This is a genomic window from Pseudothermotoga sp. U03pept, from assembly GCF_051235805.1.
GTDB lineage: Bacteria > Thermotogota > Thermotogae > Thermotogales > DSM-5069 > Pseudothermotoga_B.
Window position 1 is genome coordinate 1,579,048 of sequence record NZ_JBPNXV010000001.1, and the last position, 16,149, is coordinate 1,595,196.

A 16,149-nucleotide genomic window follows, 5' to 3' on the forward strand; every position below is an offset into this window, starting at 1 on the left:
CCTTGCTGAAAAAAGCTGGGGGAATACCCCCAGCCTTCATCGTTTCTCTGTGTCTATGTACCAGTTGTAGATGATCCAACCAAGCCCACTGTCATAAGTGGAGTTGAAGCTCTTTATGTACTTTTTCGCAAAATGCGGAGTTGGATCGGAGATCAACGGCAGTACTGGAAGATCGTTCGTCCACAGAGCAAAATGCTCTTTGTAGAGCTGAACTCTTTTTGCATAGTCTATCTCTGTTGCCATCTTGGCGAGTATCTCGTCGTTCTTAGGATTGGACCAACCTGTGTAGTTGGTTCCACCCCAGTTGTTTGCTTCTGACGGTATCATGTCACTGCCCCAGTAGTTCAAGGCTTCATCGCTCACTCCATAACCCCAACCTGTCAACCAGGCATCGAACTTACCCATGGGTGCTTCGTCCCAGATCACGAGAGCCGGCTTGAGCTCTATTTTCACAGAAATACCTACCTTCTTGAGCATACCTTGAATCAACTGTGTCATCAGTTCGTTTTGGCTGGAACCTGCTCCAGCTATCAGTGTGAATTCAAAGATCTTGCCATCTTTTTCTAACACACCCTGCTTGTTCTTCTTCCATCCGGCTTGTGCGAGCAACTCTTCAGCCTTCTTTGGATCGTATGGATATCTCTTTATGTGCTCACCTTTGAGAGCGTCTCTCATCATGTGAACCTCTGTGATCCAGGTATCAACGACCTGACCCTTTCCAAAGAAGACCACGTTGTTGATCTGTTGCCTGTCGATTGCGTACAAAATGGCTTGTCTTACCCTGATATCAGAGAAGATTGGGTGAGGTTTTGAAAGATCTTGCGGATCTCTGAAGTTCAGATCGAGTGTCCACTCTGCCACGTTTGGAGTGAAATACACGTTGAACAGATCGCCTTTATCTTTTTGAAGTTGCAAACTCTGTTTAAGGTCAAGTGTGTACCTGCCAAAATCTATTTCGCCCTTCAAAACAGAAGCAAACACAACATCGCTGTCTGGAATTATTCGCATCACTATTTGATCGATGTTGGGACGCCCCATGTAGTATCCATCAAAAGCCTCAAGAACAATGTATTGCCCTTCGACGTATTCTTTGAATTTGTAGGGACCTGTCATGACAGGGTTGAAGGTGACCTTCTGCACAAATTCGTCCCACTTGCCTGTCTGCTTTGCCTCTTCGAAATCCTTTCTGAAGAGGTGCTCTGGCAACTGGAACCAACCGTAGTAGTATGCGTAGACGGAAGAACCAAGTTCAGCCCCTGGTGCTGGGTTTGGAAGATGAATCGTGAAGGTATAATCATCGATCACATCAACGCGATCAACCATTCTTTCAAAGTAGTTCGATGTCACAGGGGCTTCAGAGACCATAACTTCCCACTGGAACTTCGCGTCACGAGCCGTTACAGGAAAGCCGTCGTGCCACTTCATACCCTTGCGCAGTTCGAAGGTTATACTCATCGAACCATCTGAGTTGATCTTCACAAGACCGTTCTCCAAAGAAGGCATTCTCTTGATCATTCTTGGGTGATAAAAACCGTTGTCGTCGGTACCTGTGTAGCCATCACCGATGATGTTGCAGATCGTCCAAGTTAATCCCGCTGAGGTGAACAGTGTGTTGAATCCTTTTGGATCGGCACCAACGGCTGTTACGATCGTACCACCGCGCTTTGGTGGATAAAGTGCCATGTAAAGAGATCGTGCTGCTTCAGATTTTGTGATTGGAGAAAGTGGTTCAAGCAAATGACCGTAGCGGTAGTCTAACAACTGCCTGTCACTCCTGAAAGCCAATGTGAAGGCACCGACCGCCTCTTTTGGAACTCTATCTTCATCATTTGCAAGTGTGCAGATTTCTGTGAATTTCGCAGCTTCTCCTTCAAGACCAAGTACCTTTACCAAGATCATGATGAAATCTTTGCGCAGTACAGGATCTGAACCCTTCTTCACCAAAGATTCTTTCCCTGGAAATGCCTTTGCGACCGCTGAATAAAACTCATCGTAACTCAGAACTGAATCGTCGATGGTTTTCAAGATGCCAAGCTTTTGAATGACTGGAGCTGCTTCATCAAGACTGATCTGCGAAAAACTGAGGATTACCAATGAGGTGAGAATTAGAACAACCAAAGATCTTTTCATCGACATACTCCCTTTGTTTAGGTAAATTATATATGATCTGGTCCCTCTGGTCAATGCTTCAAATAGTGTTAATATAAAAGTATGCAAAAGATAGAACTGAACGAAGAGTTTCTGAATGCATTGAAACTGATGGAAGATTCAAACAAGAACATTTTCATAACGGGCAGAGCTGGGACTGGAAAATCAACTCTGCTCAAGTATTTCCGTGAGAAGACAAAGAAAAGAATAGTCGTGCTCGCTCCGACTGGTGTCGCTGCTTTGAATGTGAATGGCGAGACGATTCACTCTTTCTTTGGTTTCAAGCCTGATATTACACTCGAGAAAGTTCAATCAGCAGACGAGGAGATCTACAAACATATAGATGCAGTGGTGATAGATGAAATTTCCATGGTGAGGGCTGATCTGTTTGACTGCATTGACAGATTCTTGCGGCTCAACGCCAGATACAAAGATAAACCCTTCGGTGGTGTTCAGATGATCTTGATAGGTGATCTTTATCAACTTCCACCGGTGGTTAAGCAGAAGGAAAAGGAGTTGTTCACAGAACGTTACGAGAGTAAGTACTTTTTCGATTCAGATGCATTCAGAGGTGTTGAATGGGAATTCATTGAGCTGAAGAAGATATACAGACAAGAAGACCAGCGGTTCATAAGAATCTTGAACGAGATCAGAAACAACACAGTCAGTGATGAAAGCCTTTCAATCTTGAACAGTCGTGTTGGTGCTCGGTTGGGCAGAGGTGGTTACACCGTCTGTTTGACAGCTCACAACGAGACCGCAAGGAAGATAAACGAGCAGAGGCTCAGTGAATTGAATGGACGACTCTACATATTCCATGCACAGATCGTTGGCAATTTCGATGAAGATTCCTTTCCCGCAGATTACAAGCTCCTTGTGAAAAAGGGTGCTCAGATCATGATGCTCAACAACGATGCCGATGGGCGATGGGTCAACGGCACTGTCGGCAAAGTCACTGGTGTTCAGCTCAGTGAAGATGGTTATCACATCTTGGTTCAATTTCCCGATCAGAGAATCGAGGAAGTAACACCTCATGAATGGGATATCTTCCACTACAGTTATAACAGAAGAAAAAGACAGATAGAAACAAAGATCGTTGGTTCTTTCAAACAGTACCCGTTGAAACTCGCATGGGCAGTCACCATTCACAAGAGTCAGGGCAAGACTTTCGACAACGTGATAATAGACCTTTCAAAGAGGCTTTTCGCCCCAGGACAGCTGTACGTAGCCTTGAGCAGATGCAGATCTTTGGATGGCATTTCGTTAACACAAGAGGTGAGAAGATCAGATGTCATGGTCGACAGGAGGATCGTCTATTTTCTCAGCAGTTTCCAGCAACGGTGTTGGCACAAGCAGATACCCTTGAGTGCTAAGCTGAAGCTGATTGATGAAGCGATGAAAGAGAAAAAGTACATAAGAATAGTCTATCTGGATCGTAATAATCAAACCACAGGTAGAGTAGTCAAACCTGTAGAGATTGGTGAGTTTTCATTCCAAGGTAAGAGCTTTCATGGGCTTCGCGCCTATTGTCTTGAGAGAAAGGAAATGAGAACCTTCAGGACAGACAGGATTTTGAGTGTTGAAAAGGTTCAAGATTAAGGAGGTTTTGTGATGAAGACGAAAGTACAATTTTTGAATCAATGCAACTTTCTCAGGTCAAAAGAGAACTATGAAGAGAGTAAGGTTGTCATTGTTGGAGCACCTTTGGATCAAACGACAAGCTTTAGACCTGGCACGAGAATCGGACCAAGGAGGATCAGAGAACTGTCCTACGGATTAGAAGACTATAGCCCATATTTGGATGATTCTCTGAATGAAAAGAATTTCTACGATCTTGGAGACATCGAACTACCCTTTGGCAATTTGAACAAGAGCCTTGAAATGATCGAACAAACAGCACAGCAGATCCTCGAAGATGGTAAGATCCCATTTTTCATCGGCGGAGAACATTTGATCACTTATCCTGTGATCAAACAGGTAGTCTCCAAGTACCCAAAATTGAAGGTTCTTCATTTCGACGCTCACGCAGATCTAAGAGACAGTTTCTTCGGTGAAAGGCTCTCTCATGCTACCGTACTCAGGCGAGTCTGCGAATGCATTGAGGATAAGCATCTGTATCAATTTGGTATTAGATCTGGGGTGAAAGAGGAGTTCGATTTTGCCAAAGATCATGCGAACACCTTCTTGATCGATGTTAAGGAACCTTTTCTGAAGGTCTTGGAAGAACTAAAAAGCTTCCCAATCTACATAACCTTCGACATCGATGTGATAGACCCAGCCTATGCACCAGGAACAGGCACCCAAGAACCTGGAGGCTGCACCTCGAAGGAGGTCTTTGAGATCATAAAGACCTTCAGAGAACTCGAGATAGTTGGGTTTGATCTTGTCGAAGTTTCACCGCCATTAGATTTCTCCGAAAGAACATCTCTTCTTGCGGCGAAGATCATTAGAGAACTGTTGATCTGTATCGCTTGACCTTCTTATTGATATTATTTCTTTCTCAACACCTTGCCGGAACGGGCATTGGTGTGTTCTGAATCGTAGATTGTGATAGTTCCATTCACTATCACATGGATTATGCCTTGCGGATATCTCTTGGGATTGTCGTGGGTTGCGGTGTCTTGAATTTTATCAAAATCAAAGATCACGATATCAGCAAAGGCACCAGGTCGAATGATACCACGATCAAAAAGACCTATTCTTCTTGCCGGAAGATAAGTCATTTTGTGAACTGCATCTTCGAGCGAGAAGAGTTTGAGATCTTTCACATATCGAGTGATCACTCTTGGAAAGGTACCGAAATTCCTCGGATGAGGATGTCCATGGGAAAGTACACCTTCGACAGACAAAGCACTACCGTCTGAGCCAATCATAGAAAAGGAACTTTTGAGAACCTTCTTGACATCCTCTTCATCCATTGCAAATCTCATCATGCCAACCTTTGCCCTTTCTTCGATTATCAAGTCGAAGGCTGCATCGAGCGGATCTTTGTTCAGCATTCTGGATATTTCTGCGAGGCTCTTTCCCTGAAATCGCCTGTTCGATTCTGTGAAGGTATATGTGATGTACAGATTCTCGTAGCCACTCATCGCCTGTTGAACTGGGTCTATCTCTTCCTTGATTTTTTCTCTTGTTTTGGGGTCTTTGAGCCTTTCTAAGAGTCTCTCAACACCCCCTTCGTGAACCCAGTTTGGCAAGATTGCATCCAGATCTGTCGCAGTGGCGGTGTAAGGATAGACATCACAAGTTACATCGACGCCTCTGTCTCTTGCACTTTTTATCATCTCGAGTGTCTTGTTGACCTTGCCAAAGTACTTTCTGCCACAAGCTTTGTGGTGAGAGATCTGTACTGGCACACCAGATTTTTCACCTATTTCAATCGATTCGGCAACCGATTCTTCTAAGTGCTCACTTTCACTTCTCATATGCGTTGTGTAGATCCCATTTCTTCTTGCCACAACTTTGCACAGCTCTATCAGTTCTTTGGTTTCTGCGAAGGAGCCGGGTGAGTATATCAAACCAGTGCTCATGCCAAAGGCTCCTTGTCTCATCGACCTGTCGAGCAGTTGTTTCATCTTAGAAAGTTCTTCTTCGGTGGGCTTTCTTCTTTCATAACCCATCACAGACTTTCTAATAGTACCGTGTCCAACCAATGTTGCGTAGTTTATTGAAGGTTTTGAACTTTCCAGAACCTGCAAATATTCTTCAACGCTCTGCCATCCTGCTTCGACACCATAGATCTCGAGATGTGTTCTTCTCGATTCTTCAAGCACAGAACCTATCAATGGAGCCAACGAATAACCACAGTTCCCAACAACCTCAGTTGTCACACCCTGTCTTACCTTACTTTCACACCTGAAATCAACTATTGCTTGGAAATCCGAATGGCTGTGAATGTCTATGAAGCCTGGTGAGACAATCAACCCTTTGGCGTCTATTACCTTTTTTGCCTTGTATCTCTTCAGATTGCCCACCTTTGAGATCTTTTCTCCAACAACACCAACATCACCATAGAACCAAGGATTGGATGTTCCGTCGACTATCATCCCGTTGAGAATCAACAAATCGAACACATAGATCATCTCCTTTTGTACTGTGTCAGTTTCGGCTTACAACATCTTAGTTTTGTGTATTAATTCATCTTGAGCGAAAGTTGACTTTTTCGCACCAATGAATAGTATAATTCAGGTTATGAAGCCAACGGTAGGAATAACTTGTTCTGTAGACGAGAATTCATCAAAATTGAATGAAACTTATTACAAAGCCGTAGAAAAGGCTGGGGCGCTCCCTTTCATGATACCACTTTACGCCGATAAACAGAACCTTCAACGTCTTGCCGAGATACTCGATGGTATCATTTTTTCGGGTGGTTTTGATCTCGACCCAAAATGGTATGACGAGCAGCCGAGAAGAGGACTTGGAACGATAACTCCATCGAGAGATGAACAAGAAATAGAGCTCTGCAAGGTTTTCTTCAGGATCAAGAAACCCATCTTTGGTATCTGCAGAGGAATACAACTGATCAACGTTGCACTCGGCGGCAGTTTGTACCAGGACATATATTCAGAGTGTGAAAATACCTTAAAACACTCTCAAGATGCCCCAGATTTTTACCCAACACACAAGATCTACCTTCAAAAAGATAGTTTTCTCCAAAAGCTTTTCGGTAAAGATGAACTTTCGGTGAACAGTTTCCACCACCAAGCTGTTAAAAAAGTTTCACCACTTTTGAAAGCTGTCGCGCACGCACAAGATAAGATAGTCGAAGCCATAGAAAGAGTTGACGATGAGGCTTTTATCCTCGCCGTTCAGTGGCATCCAGAGAGGATGGTTGAGAGCTTTCCAGAACAGTTGAAGCTCTTTGAGGCATTCGTGGAGAGCTGTAGAAAGGGGAAGAAGAAATGAAGATTTTCATCTCTGTGGACATGGAAGGCATTTCAAGTGTAGTTTCTACATCTCATGTAGAACCCGATACCAAGGAATACGAGCGTTTCAGAAGGCTGATGACCAAGGAAGTCAACGCAGTTGTGGAGGCGGCATATGAATTTGGTGCCACAGAGGTTGTTGTGAACGATTCACACAACAACATGGACAACATTTTGATCGAGGAACTTCACCCGAGAGCTGTTTTGATAAGCGGTAGCCCAAAGCCATGGAGCATGATGCAGGGAATCGATGAAAGCTTTGACGCTGCTTTCTTTGTCGGATATCATGCAAGAGCTGGAAGCACTGAAGCTATCATGGATCACACCTACACAGGCAGGGTTTTGTACGCAAAGGTCAACAACAAGTTGATGAGCGAAGCAGGACTGAATGCAAGACTTGCAGGATCTTTTGGCGTGCCTGTTGTACTGATCACAGGTGATCAAACAACCATAGAATGTGCCAGACAAGAGCTCAACGATTTTGTTGGTGTAGCTGTAAAGGAAGCATACGGAAGATATTCTGCAAAGATATATCCATTTGAAGTTGTCAAAGAGCTTTTGAGAAAAGGTGTTAAAGAAGCCCTTGAAAACATAAAGAGATTCAAACCAACTGTGGAGCAGGAGCCTATTGAGTTGGAGATAGCCTTCATCAGGTCAGCAATGGCAGAAATGGCACTTTTGATACCAGGAATTCTTCGAAAGGATGCAAGAACCTTGCTTTACAAAGCAGGCAGTTACACCGAGGCTTACAGAGTCTTTAGAGCATGTGCAGCACTGAGTGCCAACGTGAGTTGAGATAAGGTCGATTCACAGACAGTAACCTTTGATCAATTTCAAAAACTGCTCTTTCATAAGCTTGAGTGGAAGTATAAGTGTTGTTTTGAAGAAAATACACATACGATCTGCCTTTGAGGAGACGTTAAAGAACCTTCAAAGTACTGATCAACTGAAAGAGTGAAGGGTTACTAACATAATACTTTCTTAAGATTTAACTCACTTCACTGCAAAGATCATTGCCGTGGTATAATTTTTGTGTTAAAACCACACATTTCAAGGGGAGGGATTTGGCGTGAAAAAGGTAGTTGTTGGTCTGGTCTTGGCAGTTTTGAGCGTCTCCACATTCTGTGCAACCTTTTTGACAATTGCGACTGGTGGTACTGCAGGTGTGTACTACCCACTCGGAGCGGCGATGGCAGATATCTGGACGAGGAACTTGAAGAATGTGAACGCGTCGGCTCAGAGTTCTGGTGCTTCGGTTGCAAACGTAAACCTTCTGAAGAACAAAGACGTTGATGTGATCTTTGTGCAAAATGACGTCGCCTTCTATGCTTACTCTGGTATCGAGCTCTTCAAGGACAACCCCTATAAAAGTATTCGTGGACTGGCAACGCTCTATCCTGAAACCATTCAGATTGTTGCACTCGCTGATAAGGGAATCAACAGCGTGTACGATCTGAAGGGTAAGAGGGTCGCCGTTGGTGCTGCGGGAAGTGGTACAGAGGTCAACGCAAGACATATATTGATGGCTGCTGGTATAACCTACAGCGATATCAAAGTGCAGTATCTGAGCTTCGCCGAAGCCGCAGACAACCTGAAAAACGAGAACATAGACGCAGCATTTGTCACTGCAGGTCACCCAACGGCAGCGATAATAGACGTGGCGGCTGTTAAGAAAATAACCATCATACCTGTTGATGAGAAGATCGTACAGATCCTACAGAAGAACTACCCATTCTACACAAAGATCGTCATACCTGCTGGTACCTACAAAGGTGTTGACAGAGACACTGAAACAGTTGCAGTCAAAGCAATGTTGGCAGTTAGAGAAGATTTGTCGGCAGATCTTGTCTATGAGATGCTCAAGACGATGTACGCCAACCAAAAAAGGTTGATCGAAGCACATGCAAAAGGTGAAATGATACTCCCAGAGACTGGTAAAGAGGGAATGTCCATACCACTGCATCCAGGTGCTGAGAGATTTTTCAAAGAAATGGGTCTGTAATGATCAATGCGCTTCTTGTTCTTGACTCTGGCAATAGTTGTTAGTCTTTCTGCAACAGTCAGAGTTGAGAGAGTACCTATACTGCTGATCAAAAAAAACGGTGAAACCGTTTACTGTAAAGAGGTTTTGAGCGGGAAATTCATACTGACATTCGTTCACTCTGTAGAAAAGACCACAGTCTATGAACTGTACGAAATTGAAGACGACGGTACTCTTCATCTGTATGAAAGCTGGTACAGTTCCTTAGGAGCAGGTCTTCCGTCAGATATCGAAGGGGGATTTGAGATCGAAGATGGGTTTTTCAAAGTTCGTGTATCTCGAGTTTTCAAAGAAATCTCCCTTCGAGTTTCTCATTTAGATGGTCACGGTTTGATCTTTGAGGATGGTTCTAATCTCATGTTCAAAGATATTGCAGAGGTAAACGAACTGCTAACGATATCTTCCACAGTCTTGAGATCCAAATTTGAGTAAGGGGTGAAAAATTTGGACGAGGAGAAGATCTCCCAGCAGGAAGTTGAAGAGATATTGCAGAAATACGATAGAGAATCAGCCTACAGAAAATACAAAGGATTCTTTGCAAGACTGGTTGCAGCGATAGCTATAACCTTCTCTGTCTTTCAGCTCTACACAGCTGCCTTTGGGGTCCTTGATGCCATGATACAAAGATCGATACATTTGACCTTTGGCTTGACTTTGATTTACTTACTCTATCCTGCGAGTAAAAAGTGGCGAAAGGACAAGATCAACCCTCTGGATCTGGCGCTCGCCATCTTAGCTCCCATGACCACCATGTACATTGTGATCAATTACAAAGAACTCGTTTTGAGGGCTGGCACAGTCACAAGACTCGATCTTGTCGTTGGAGTGCTCGGCTTGATACTCATTTTGGAGGCGGTTAGAAGAATAGTTGGTATACCAATGGTCATCGTGGCAAGTGCTTTCATCGCATATGCGATCTTTGGCAGATACATGCCAGGTGCCTTGGCACACCGTGGGATCTCTCTTCAGAGGCTCATAGGACATTTGTTTTTTACCACCGAAGGCATCTTCGGAATACCACTCGGTGTGTCATCAACTTTCGTGTTCTTGTTCATATTGCTCGCCGCTTTTCTTGAAAGAACTGGGCTTGGTCAACTTTTCATCGATCTTTCGAACGCTCTGGTTGGATGGGCTTCCGGTGGACCTGCGAAGGTGGCTGTCTTCACCAGCGCACTGGAAGGAACTATAGGGGGAAGTTCGGTCGCAAACACCGTGGGATCTGGCAGCTTCACCATACCAATGATGAAGAAATTGGGATACAGACCAGAGTTTGCTGCTGCAGTGGAGGCAACTGCTTCCACTGGTGGTCAAATCATGCCGCCTGTCATGGGTGCTGCAGCCTTCCTCATGGCAGAGTTCACAGGCATACCTTATGGAAAGATCATCATTGCTGCAATGGTTCCGGCTATCTTCTATTTCTTCGCTGTGTGGATGGCAGTCCACTGGGAGGCAAAGAAAATTGGGTTGAAAGGCATGTCGAAGGAACAGCTTCCGAAGATTGGAAGGGTTCTTGTCGAAAGGGGACACTTGCTTCTGCCGTTGGTTATCGTTCTGTACCTCTTGGTGACAGGTTTTACGCCGGTTCGGGCTGCTTTCTACGCAATAGTGGTTTCTGTAATAACTTCGATGATCAGAAAGGGAACGAGGATGAAACTTATCGACATACCTGCCGCACTCGAAGCGGGAGCAAGAGGGGCGTTGAGCGTTGTCGCTGCAACCGCCTGTGCGGGTATAATCATCGGGGTTGTCACAGTCACAGGCGTTGGGTTGAAACTTGGCACAGCGCTTGTCGATCTTGCACAGGGTAATCTTTTGATCACTTTGATTTTCACGATGTTTACGAGTTTGATCTTGGGCATGGGTGTACCAACAACGGCGAATTACGTCATCACATCTACAATAGCAGCACCAGCTCTTCTCAGACTGGGAGTCTGGGTTCTGCCAGCACACATGTTTGCTTTTTACTTCGGTGTCATTGCAGACATCACACCACCTGTAGCACTTGCAGCTATGGCTGGTGCTGGAATAGCCAGGTCAGACCCGTTCAAAACAGGTGTAACCGCTACAAGGATTGGTATCGCAGCCTTTTTGGTTCCGTATGTCTTTGTGTACTATCCGCAGATTTTGTTGATTGGGATGAAGGATCCATTGTCACTGATTTGGCCCTTACTCACTACAACCTTTGGACTGATAGTCCTATCTGGTGGGTTGACCAGTTATTTCGTTGGACGCCTAAAGCCACTGGAAGGTTTACTCTACAGCATCGGTGGTATAATGGTGGTTTTCCCTGGATTGGTAACAGATCTAACTGGATTTGTTCTGGTAGGCTTGGCTGCATTGTCTCAAACGATCAGAAAAGGTTGGGCTTTTAAAACAGCGCGCTGAGAGATTTTCATGATGGCAAAGGGCGATCGAAGATCGCCCTTTTGTTTTTGCGTTTTCTGCCGATATATTGAACGAGGTGGAAGGTATGAGAATAGAAAGTTATTCAATACAATCAGGAAGTTACTACAGTTTTGAGAAAATCTATGAAAGAACTGAGAAATTGCAAGTTTGGTACAACCCTTCGAACAACAACAACACACAAACTGTTTCTGTCGAACAGAGCAAAGAACCGGTGCTGAAACTCTCTGACGAAGAGAAGGCGAAGCTCAAGCTTATAAAGTATCTACTCGAGAAGCTAACAGGAAAAAAGGTAAGACTGTTGGCGTTAGAGCTCTCGGAAGAAGACAACTCATCCCAAGCCCAAGAAACAGAAAACCAATCACAGGCAAGACCGAGTTTTGGCATGATCTACGAAAGCAGTCAGAGATATTTTGAATCGGAAAAGATGACCTTTTCGACAGCAGGAACGGTAAAAACAAAGGATGGCAGGACGATCGATTTCAGTCTCTCGCTGAAGATGGAAAGATCTTTCTATTTTGAAGAGAATTTTCAGTTGAGAGTTGGAGAGGCTTTGAAAGACCCGATTGTTCTCAACTTTGACAATTTGCCACCAACCCTTTCTCCTAAGGAAATAAGGATAGATCTTGATTTAGATGGAGCATTAGATCGTTTACAAGCTTTTTCATCGAAAATTGGTTTTCTGGCTTTGGACTTGAACGAAAATGGAAAGATCGACAGCGGTAAGGAGCTGTTTGGACCAACTACGGGAAATGGTTTCAAAGAGCTCTCAAAGTATGATGCAGACGGAAACAAATGGATCGATGAAGCTGATCCAATCTTTGCAAGGTTGAAGATTTGGTTTGTAGATGAAAATGGTGATGAGAGGCTCTTCTCTTTGAAAGAGATGAATGTTGGTGCCATATATCTTGGATTTGTGCCGACAAAGTTCAGTCTCTACGATGGAGAAGAACTTCAGGGACGACTCGCATCGAGCAGTCTCTACCTAACAGAAGATGGTAAGCCAGGAGCAATCCATCAGATCGATCTGAAAGCTTAAATCTTTCAAAATCGCAGTAGCGGCAATCTTCAGGATTGCCCTTTCTGTTGTATAATTGAGATAAAGAAAGGGGTGGTGACTGTGAAGGGGAAAAACTTGATAATGATCTGGGCTATTGTGCTCGCTGGGTTACTTTTGTCCTCGTGTGCCTTCAATCTCTTTGCAGATCTTGAGCTTCAAAACCTTTTGAACTCCGAAAAGACAGATCAAAAGTTGGTTGCTGCATCAGGTGCTTTGAGCAGCAAAGATTACGACAAAGCCATAGCACTCGCAGGCTCAGTTTTGAATGAATTGCTGGGTTTAGATCTGTCCAATGAACAGCTGATGAACTTGCTCGATTCAACGAGTACGCTATATGATTTTGCTGAAGCTCTTTATGAAAAGAAGGACGAATTGAACGACCAAGCGATCGAAGCTGTGAAGATCATACTTGAAGCAGCTGCGGCAGAATCTGAAAAGAGTATCGCTGATGTGATCTCTGATTTAGAAGACATTGCACAAGAGCTGGGCTTAGATATTTCAGAGTTTCTGCCAAAATCTAAGAACAACGAACAAGAAGATTTTTGGCAGATCATTGAGACAAACGCAGGAACGATTGTATCAACGATTTCCAAGTTTTTCGACGATGCACAGCTTCTCAAATTCTTGACAAGCGGTTATTACGCGCTTGCCACCGCGACACAAACAGCTGACTCAAGTCCTATGTATGCGGCTTTCTGTGCATGGTACGATCTTGGTTATATGCTCAATCTCATCTTCGACACAGACAACGACGGAAAGATAACAGATGAACAACTGATAAAAAGCACTATAACAAACCCTGCCTCTTTTGTAGAGTTGACAAGCAATGCAACAAGTGGTTTGTACCACGATGAAACGGCATGTAATGAATTTGTCTGGGCTTATGAGATTATGAACGAAGTGATTGGAATAATTGGTGCTGATCTGACATTACCAGATCTACCAGCCACAACAGATCTGTACGGTACCGAGAAGTTATCAGATCTCTTCAACATTCTGGCAGGTGGTGAAGAATGAAAAAAAAGATAATCATTTGTCTGTTATCAATTCTTGCCGTGTTGGGAGTTTCATACCAGTGGGAAGTTTTCCCGGGGTTTTTCAAACCCGTTGAGAGTCTGGCAATGGGTGGTGTCTACACAACAACAGTGGATGGAATAAATGCATTGATACTAAATCCGGCACTGTTCACTGGTGGTTTTGAGCTGAAGTTTTCGCCTGGTCTTTCAAACAACATTGCTGAAATTACAAAATTAATTCCTTACATTTCAAATCCAGCTTCAATAACGGATCTTGCAACGGACACAGCACTTTTAACCGCACTCCAGGGTGTTCACAACTACGATTTGAACTTAGCCGCTGGTTATGGAATGCAAATAGGTAATTTCTTAGTTGGAGGCATGGGAGGATTTCAAGCTTCTGCATTTTGGAATCTTTCTCTGATGAAACTTGATGATGTTGAACTTGGAGCATGGATGGATTATTTCGGGGTTGTTGGTGGTGCGCTGAAATTTGAAAATATAAGAGTTGGTGCAGCCTTCGGTGGAGGAATGGCTGGATTTATCATTCCCGCGACTGGTACTGAGTTTCCTGCGCAGGTCAACCTCCTTGGTTCAGATCCATTTGCAGGCATTCTGCCGGATGATCCATCAAAGATTCTTGCAGCCATAAACAAACCGTTCTTCATAGCAAGTGCTGGTCTTGCCTATGATATAGAAAACGTCAGGCTGGGCATGAGCTTTTTTGCCAACTTCAACGACATCCTTTCCAATGGCCCAAGGTACGTCCTTTCGGCTGGAGTTTCCTACACGTGGCAATTTTTGACCGTTGCAGCAGAACTCGAAGACATTCTCAATCAACAAAAGACAATCTTCAGAAAACTCAACTTTGGTTTGATGACAGACTTTGGTTTTGCAAAACTTTACGGTGGATTGCATGCAGGATGGCTCACAGGTGGTGTGAAGCTCGATATACCTTTTGTAAAGATTGGTTTTGCAGCGTATGTCTACGAGTATTCAAATTTCGCAGGTCTTATGGGTGAACAAAGATTCATATTGAGTTTCGATACGAAGTTCTAAATAGCACCGTGCTTCTAATCTAACAAGAAGGGGACCAGAAGGTCCCCTTTATTTTAGCTGAGTTTTTCCAACAACACTTTGTATGCCCTGTAAGTTTCGTAAAGATCTGCCTTTGAGACGAGCTCGAAAGGCGAATGCATACCGAGTAAAGCAGGACCCATGTCTAAGACGCAGGCACCCTTTTCGGCGAGGAACTTCGCAACTGTACCCCCACCGCCGCGATCTACCTTTCCCATCGTGGCAACCTGCCAGACAACACCTTCTTGGTTTAACACCTTTCTCACCTTAGCAACGAACTCTGCATGTGCTTCGCTGGAGCCAGATTTTCCACCACTGCCTGTGTACCTGACAAGTCCAACACCATATCCAACCCTTGCGGCGTTGTTAAGATCGTGCACTTCTTTGAACATAGGATCGATTGCTGGACAAACATCTGCAGAGATTATGTTAGTTTTTGAGAAAAGCTCGTCTACGCCAAGTGAGGTATCGGTACAACCTTGAGATTTGAGAATCTTTTTCAAGACCATCACGTAGAAATTGGCTTTCGCTCCCGCGTTACCTTCGCTGCCAGTTTCCTCTCTATCGAAGAGAATAACTCCGCATGACCTGACAGGATTTTGAACTTCGATCAGCCCCTTTATGGCAGTATAAGCGCAGATTCTATCATCGTGACCATATGCTCCAAGCAAACTTTCATCTAAACCTACACTTCTTGCTTTCAGTGCTGGTACGAGTTCAAACTCACCGCTTACGAAATCTTCTTCTTTCAAACCGTATCTGTCGTTTAACAACTTCAGAATGTAGGTTTTCACAGCCTCTTTTTGCACACCAGCAAGTGGGATGGTGCCAAGGACAATTGAAAGCTTTTCAGCATCGAATTTCTCACTGAGCAGAGCATCCTTCTTGTCAAGGTGTGGTAGCAAGTCAGGAGTCACAAAAACTGGATCATCTTTGCATTGCCCTAAATGAATTTCGACGATCTCACCACTGTCCTTGACAACATAACCGTGAAGTTCCAAAGGAAGGCTGAGCCACTGGTATTTTTTCACACCACCGTAGTAATGAGTCCTCGCAAGTGCGATCTCTTCCTCTTCAAAGAGCGGTTGAGGTTTCAGATCGAGCCTTGGTGCATCGATGTGTGCCGCTACCAAATTCAGACCATTCTCAAGTTTACCAACAAGTTGAAGCGCTATCAGAGACTTTCCACGATTGACTGCATAGACTTTGGTTGCCTTGCCATCAAAGGCTTCTATCGATATGTATCCGGCATCTTGGAGCATTTTCTCAAATTCTCTGATAGCCATCCTCTCTGTTCTTGACAAATCAATGAATTTTGCATATTCTTCTGTGAAAGATTCAATCTGCCCTCTATCCCTCACAGACCAGAGATTTTTCGGTGAAAACTTCACTTTTTCAGCACCTCCTTTTTTCGCATGCAGTACTATGTTATCACAAAGCGATCTTTGTTGTTCATATTTATAGTAGGCTATGAATTCA

At 44.1% G+C, this 16,149-nt stretch carries 13 protein-coding genes; 10 read left to right on the top strand and 3 right to left on the bottom strand.

The features are described from left to right. Positions 1 to 36: 36 nt before the first annotated feature. Positions 37 to 2,130: a peptide ABC transporter substrate-binding protein gene (locus ACSFC1_RS07790; protein WP_435565536.1), complete on the bottom strand. Its 2,094-nt coding sequence runs from the start codon at positions 2,128 to 2,130 to the stop codon at positions 37 to 39. Between the two features lie 81 nt (positions 2,131 to 2,211). Here ACSFC1_RS07790 and ACSFC1_RS07795 point away from each other — a divergent pair, with 81 nt between their 5' ends. Together ACSFC1_RS07795 and speB are read left to right on the top strand one after the other, a co-directional pair. Further along, positions 2,212 to 3,747: an AAA family ATPase gene (locus ACSFC1_RS07795; protein ID WP_435565537.1), complete on the top strand. Its 1,536-nt coding sequence runs from the start codon at positions 2,212 to 2,214 to the stop codon at positions 3,745 to 3,747. A 12-nt stretch (positions 3,748 to 3,759) separates the two neighbouring features. Then, positions 3,760 to 4,623 (top strand): agmatinase, encoded by an 864-nt coding sequence (gene speB, locus ACSFC1_RS07800; RefSeq protein WP_435565538.1) that lies wholly within the window; start codon positions 3,760 to 3,762, stop codon positions 4,621 to 4,623. Between the two features lie 14 nt (positions 4,624 to 4,637). On the opposite strand, the gene ACSFC1_RS07805 is transcribed toward speB, so the two are convergent. Further along, a complete protein-coding gene (locus ACSFC1_RS07805) occupies positions 4,638 to 6,221 on the bottom strand; it encodes an N-acyl-D-amino-acid deacylase family protein (protein WP_435565539.1) in 1,584 nt (527 codons plus the stop codon). Positions 6,222 to 6,339: 118 nt separating this feature from the next. Here ACSFC1_RS07805 and ACSFC1_RS07810 point away from each other — a divergent pair, with 118 nt between their 5' ends. The 8 genes from ACSFC1_RS07810 to ACSFC1_RS07845 all read left to right on the top strand — a co-directional run bounded on the left by ACSFC1_RS07810 (position 6,340) and on the right by ACSFC1_RS07845 (position 14,652). Further along, on the top strand, positions 6,340 to 7,053 hold the full coding sequence (locus ACSFC1_RS07810; RefSeq protein ID WP_435565540.1) for a gamma-glutamyl-gamma-aminobutyrate hydrolase family protein: 714 nt from the start codon (positions 6,340 to 6,342) through the stop codon (positions 7,051 to 7,053). Next, positions 7,050 to 7,868 carry a M55 family metallopeptidase gene (locus tag ACSFC1_RS07815; RefSeq protein ID WP_435565541.1) on the top strand — a complete coding sequence of 273 codons (819 nt, stop codon included), beginning with the start codon at positions 7,050 to 7,052 and terminating at the stop codon, positions 7,866 to 7,868. Before ACSFC1_RS07810 ends, ACSFC1_RS07815 begins: the two co-directional genes overlap by 4 nt. Positions 7,869 to 8,142: 274 nt before the next feature. Further along, positions 8,143 to 9,075 (top strand): TAXI family TRAP transporter solute-binding subunit, encoded by a 933-nt coding sequence (locus tag ACSFC1_RS07820; RefSeq protein WP_435565542.1) that lies wholly within the window; start codon positions 8,143 to 8,145, stop codon positions 9,073 to 9,075. Between the two features lie 6 nt (positions 9,076 to 9,081). Further along, positions 9,082 to 9,546 carry a DUF1850 domain-containing protein gene (locus ACSFC1_RS07825; protein WP_435565543.1) on the top strand — a complete coding sequence of 155 codons (465 nt, stop codon included), beginning with the start codon at positions 9,082 to 9,084 and terminating at the stop codon, positions 9,544 to 9,546. 12 nt (positions 9,547 to 9,558) lie between these two features. Next, positions 9,559 to 11,499: a TRAP transporter permease gene (locus tag ACSFC1_RS07830; protein ID WP_435565544.1), complete on the top strand. Its 1,941-nt coding sequence runs from the start codon at positions 9,559 to 9,561 to the stop codon at positions 11,497 to 11,499. A gap of 85 nt (positions 11,500 to 11,584) precedes the next feature. Next, positions 11,585 to 12,556: a hypothetical protein gene (locus ACSFC1_RS07835; protein WP_435565545.1), complete on the top strand. Its 972-nt coding sequence runs from the start codon at positions 11,585 to 11,587 to the stop codon at positions 12,554 to 12,556. An 81-nt stretch (positions 12,557 to 12,637) separates the two neighbouring features. Then, entirely contained in the window at positions 12,638 to 13,594 is a 957-nt protein-coding gene (locus ACSFC1_RS07840) for a hypothetical protein (protein WP_435565546.1), read from the top strand. Next, positions 13,591 to 14,652: a hypothetical protein gene (locus tag ACSFC1_RS07845; RefSeq protein ID WP_435565547.1), complete on the top strand. Its 1,062-nt coding sequence runs from the start codon at positions 13,591 to 13,593 to the stop codon at positions 14,650 to 14,652. Before ACSFC1_RS07840 ends, ACSFC1_RS07845 begins: the two co-directional genes overlap by 4 nt. Before the next feature lie 53 nt (positions 14,653 to 14,705). On the opposite strand, the gene ACSFC1_RS07850 is transcribed toward ACSFC1_RS07845, so the two are convergent. Further along, positions 14,706 to 16,061, bottom strand: coding sequence for an aminopeptidase (locus ACSFC1_RS07850; protein ID WP_435565548.1), 1,356 nt, complete (start codon positions 16,059 to 16,061; stop codon positions 14,706 to 14,708). Positions 16,062 to 16,149 lie beyond the last annotated feature (88 nt).

Excerpts from the sequence above, each read along its gene's own strand:
- ACSFC1_RS07790 (WP_435565536.1), bottom strand. The coding sequence starts at position 2,130 with ATGAAAAGATCTTTGGTTGTTCTAATTCTCACCTCATTGGTAATCCTC.
- ACSFC1_RS07795 (WP_435565537.1), top strand. The coding sequence starts at position 2,212 with ATGCAAAAGATAGAACTGAACGAAGAGTTTCTGAATGCATTGAAACTG.
- speB (WP_435565538.1), top strand. The coding sequence starts at position 3,760 with ATGAAGACGAAAGTACAATTTTTGAATCAATGCAACTTTCTCAGGTCA.
- ACSFC1_RS07810 (WP_435565540.1), top strand. The coding sequence starts at position 6,340 with ATGAAGCCAACGGTAGGAATAACTTGTTCTGTAGACGAGAATTCATCA.
- ACSFC1_RS07815 (WP_435565541.1), top strand. The coding sequence starts at position 7,050 with ATGAAGATTTTCATCTCTGTGGACATGGAAGGCATTTCAAGTGTAGTT.
- ACSFC1_RS07825 (WP_435565543.1), top strand. The coding sequence starts at position 9,082 with ATGCGCTTCTTGTTCTTGACTCTGGCAATAGTTGTTAGTCTTTCTGCA.
- ACSFC1_RS07835 (WP_435565545.1), top strand. The coding sequence starts at position 11,585 with ATGAGAATAGAAAGTTATTCAATACAATCAGGAAGTTACTACAGTTTT.
- ACSFC1_RS07845 (WP_435565547.1), top strand. The coding sequence starts at position 13,591 with ATGAAAAAAAAGATAATCATTTGTCTGTTATCAATTCTTGCCGTGTTG.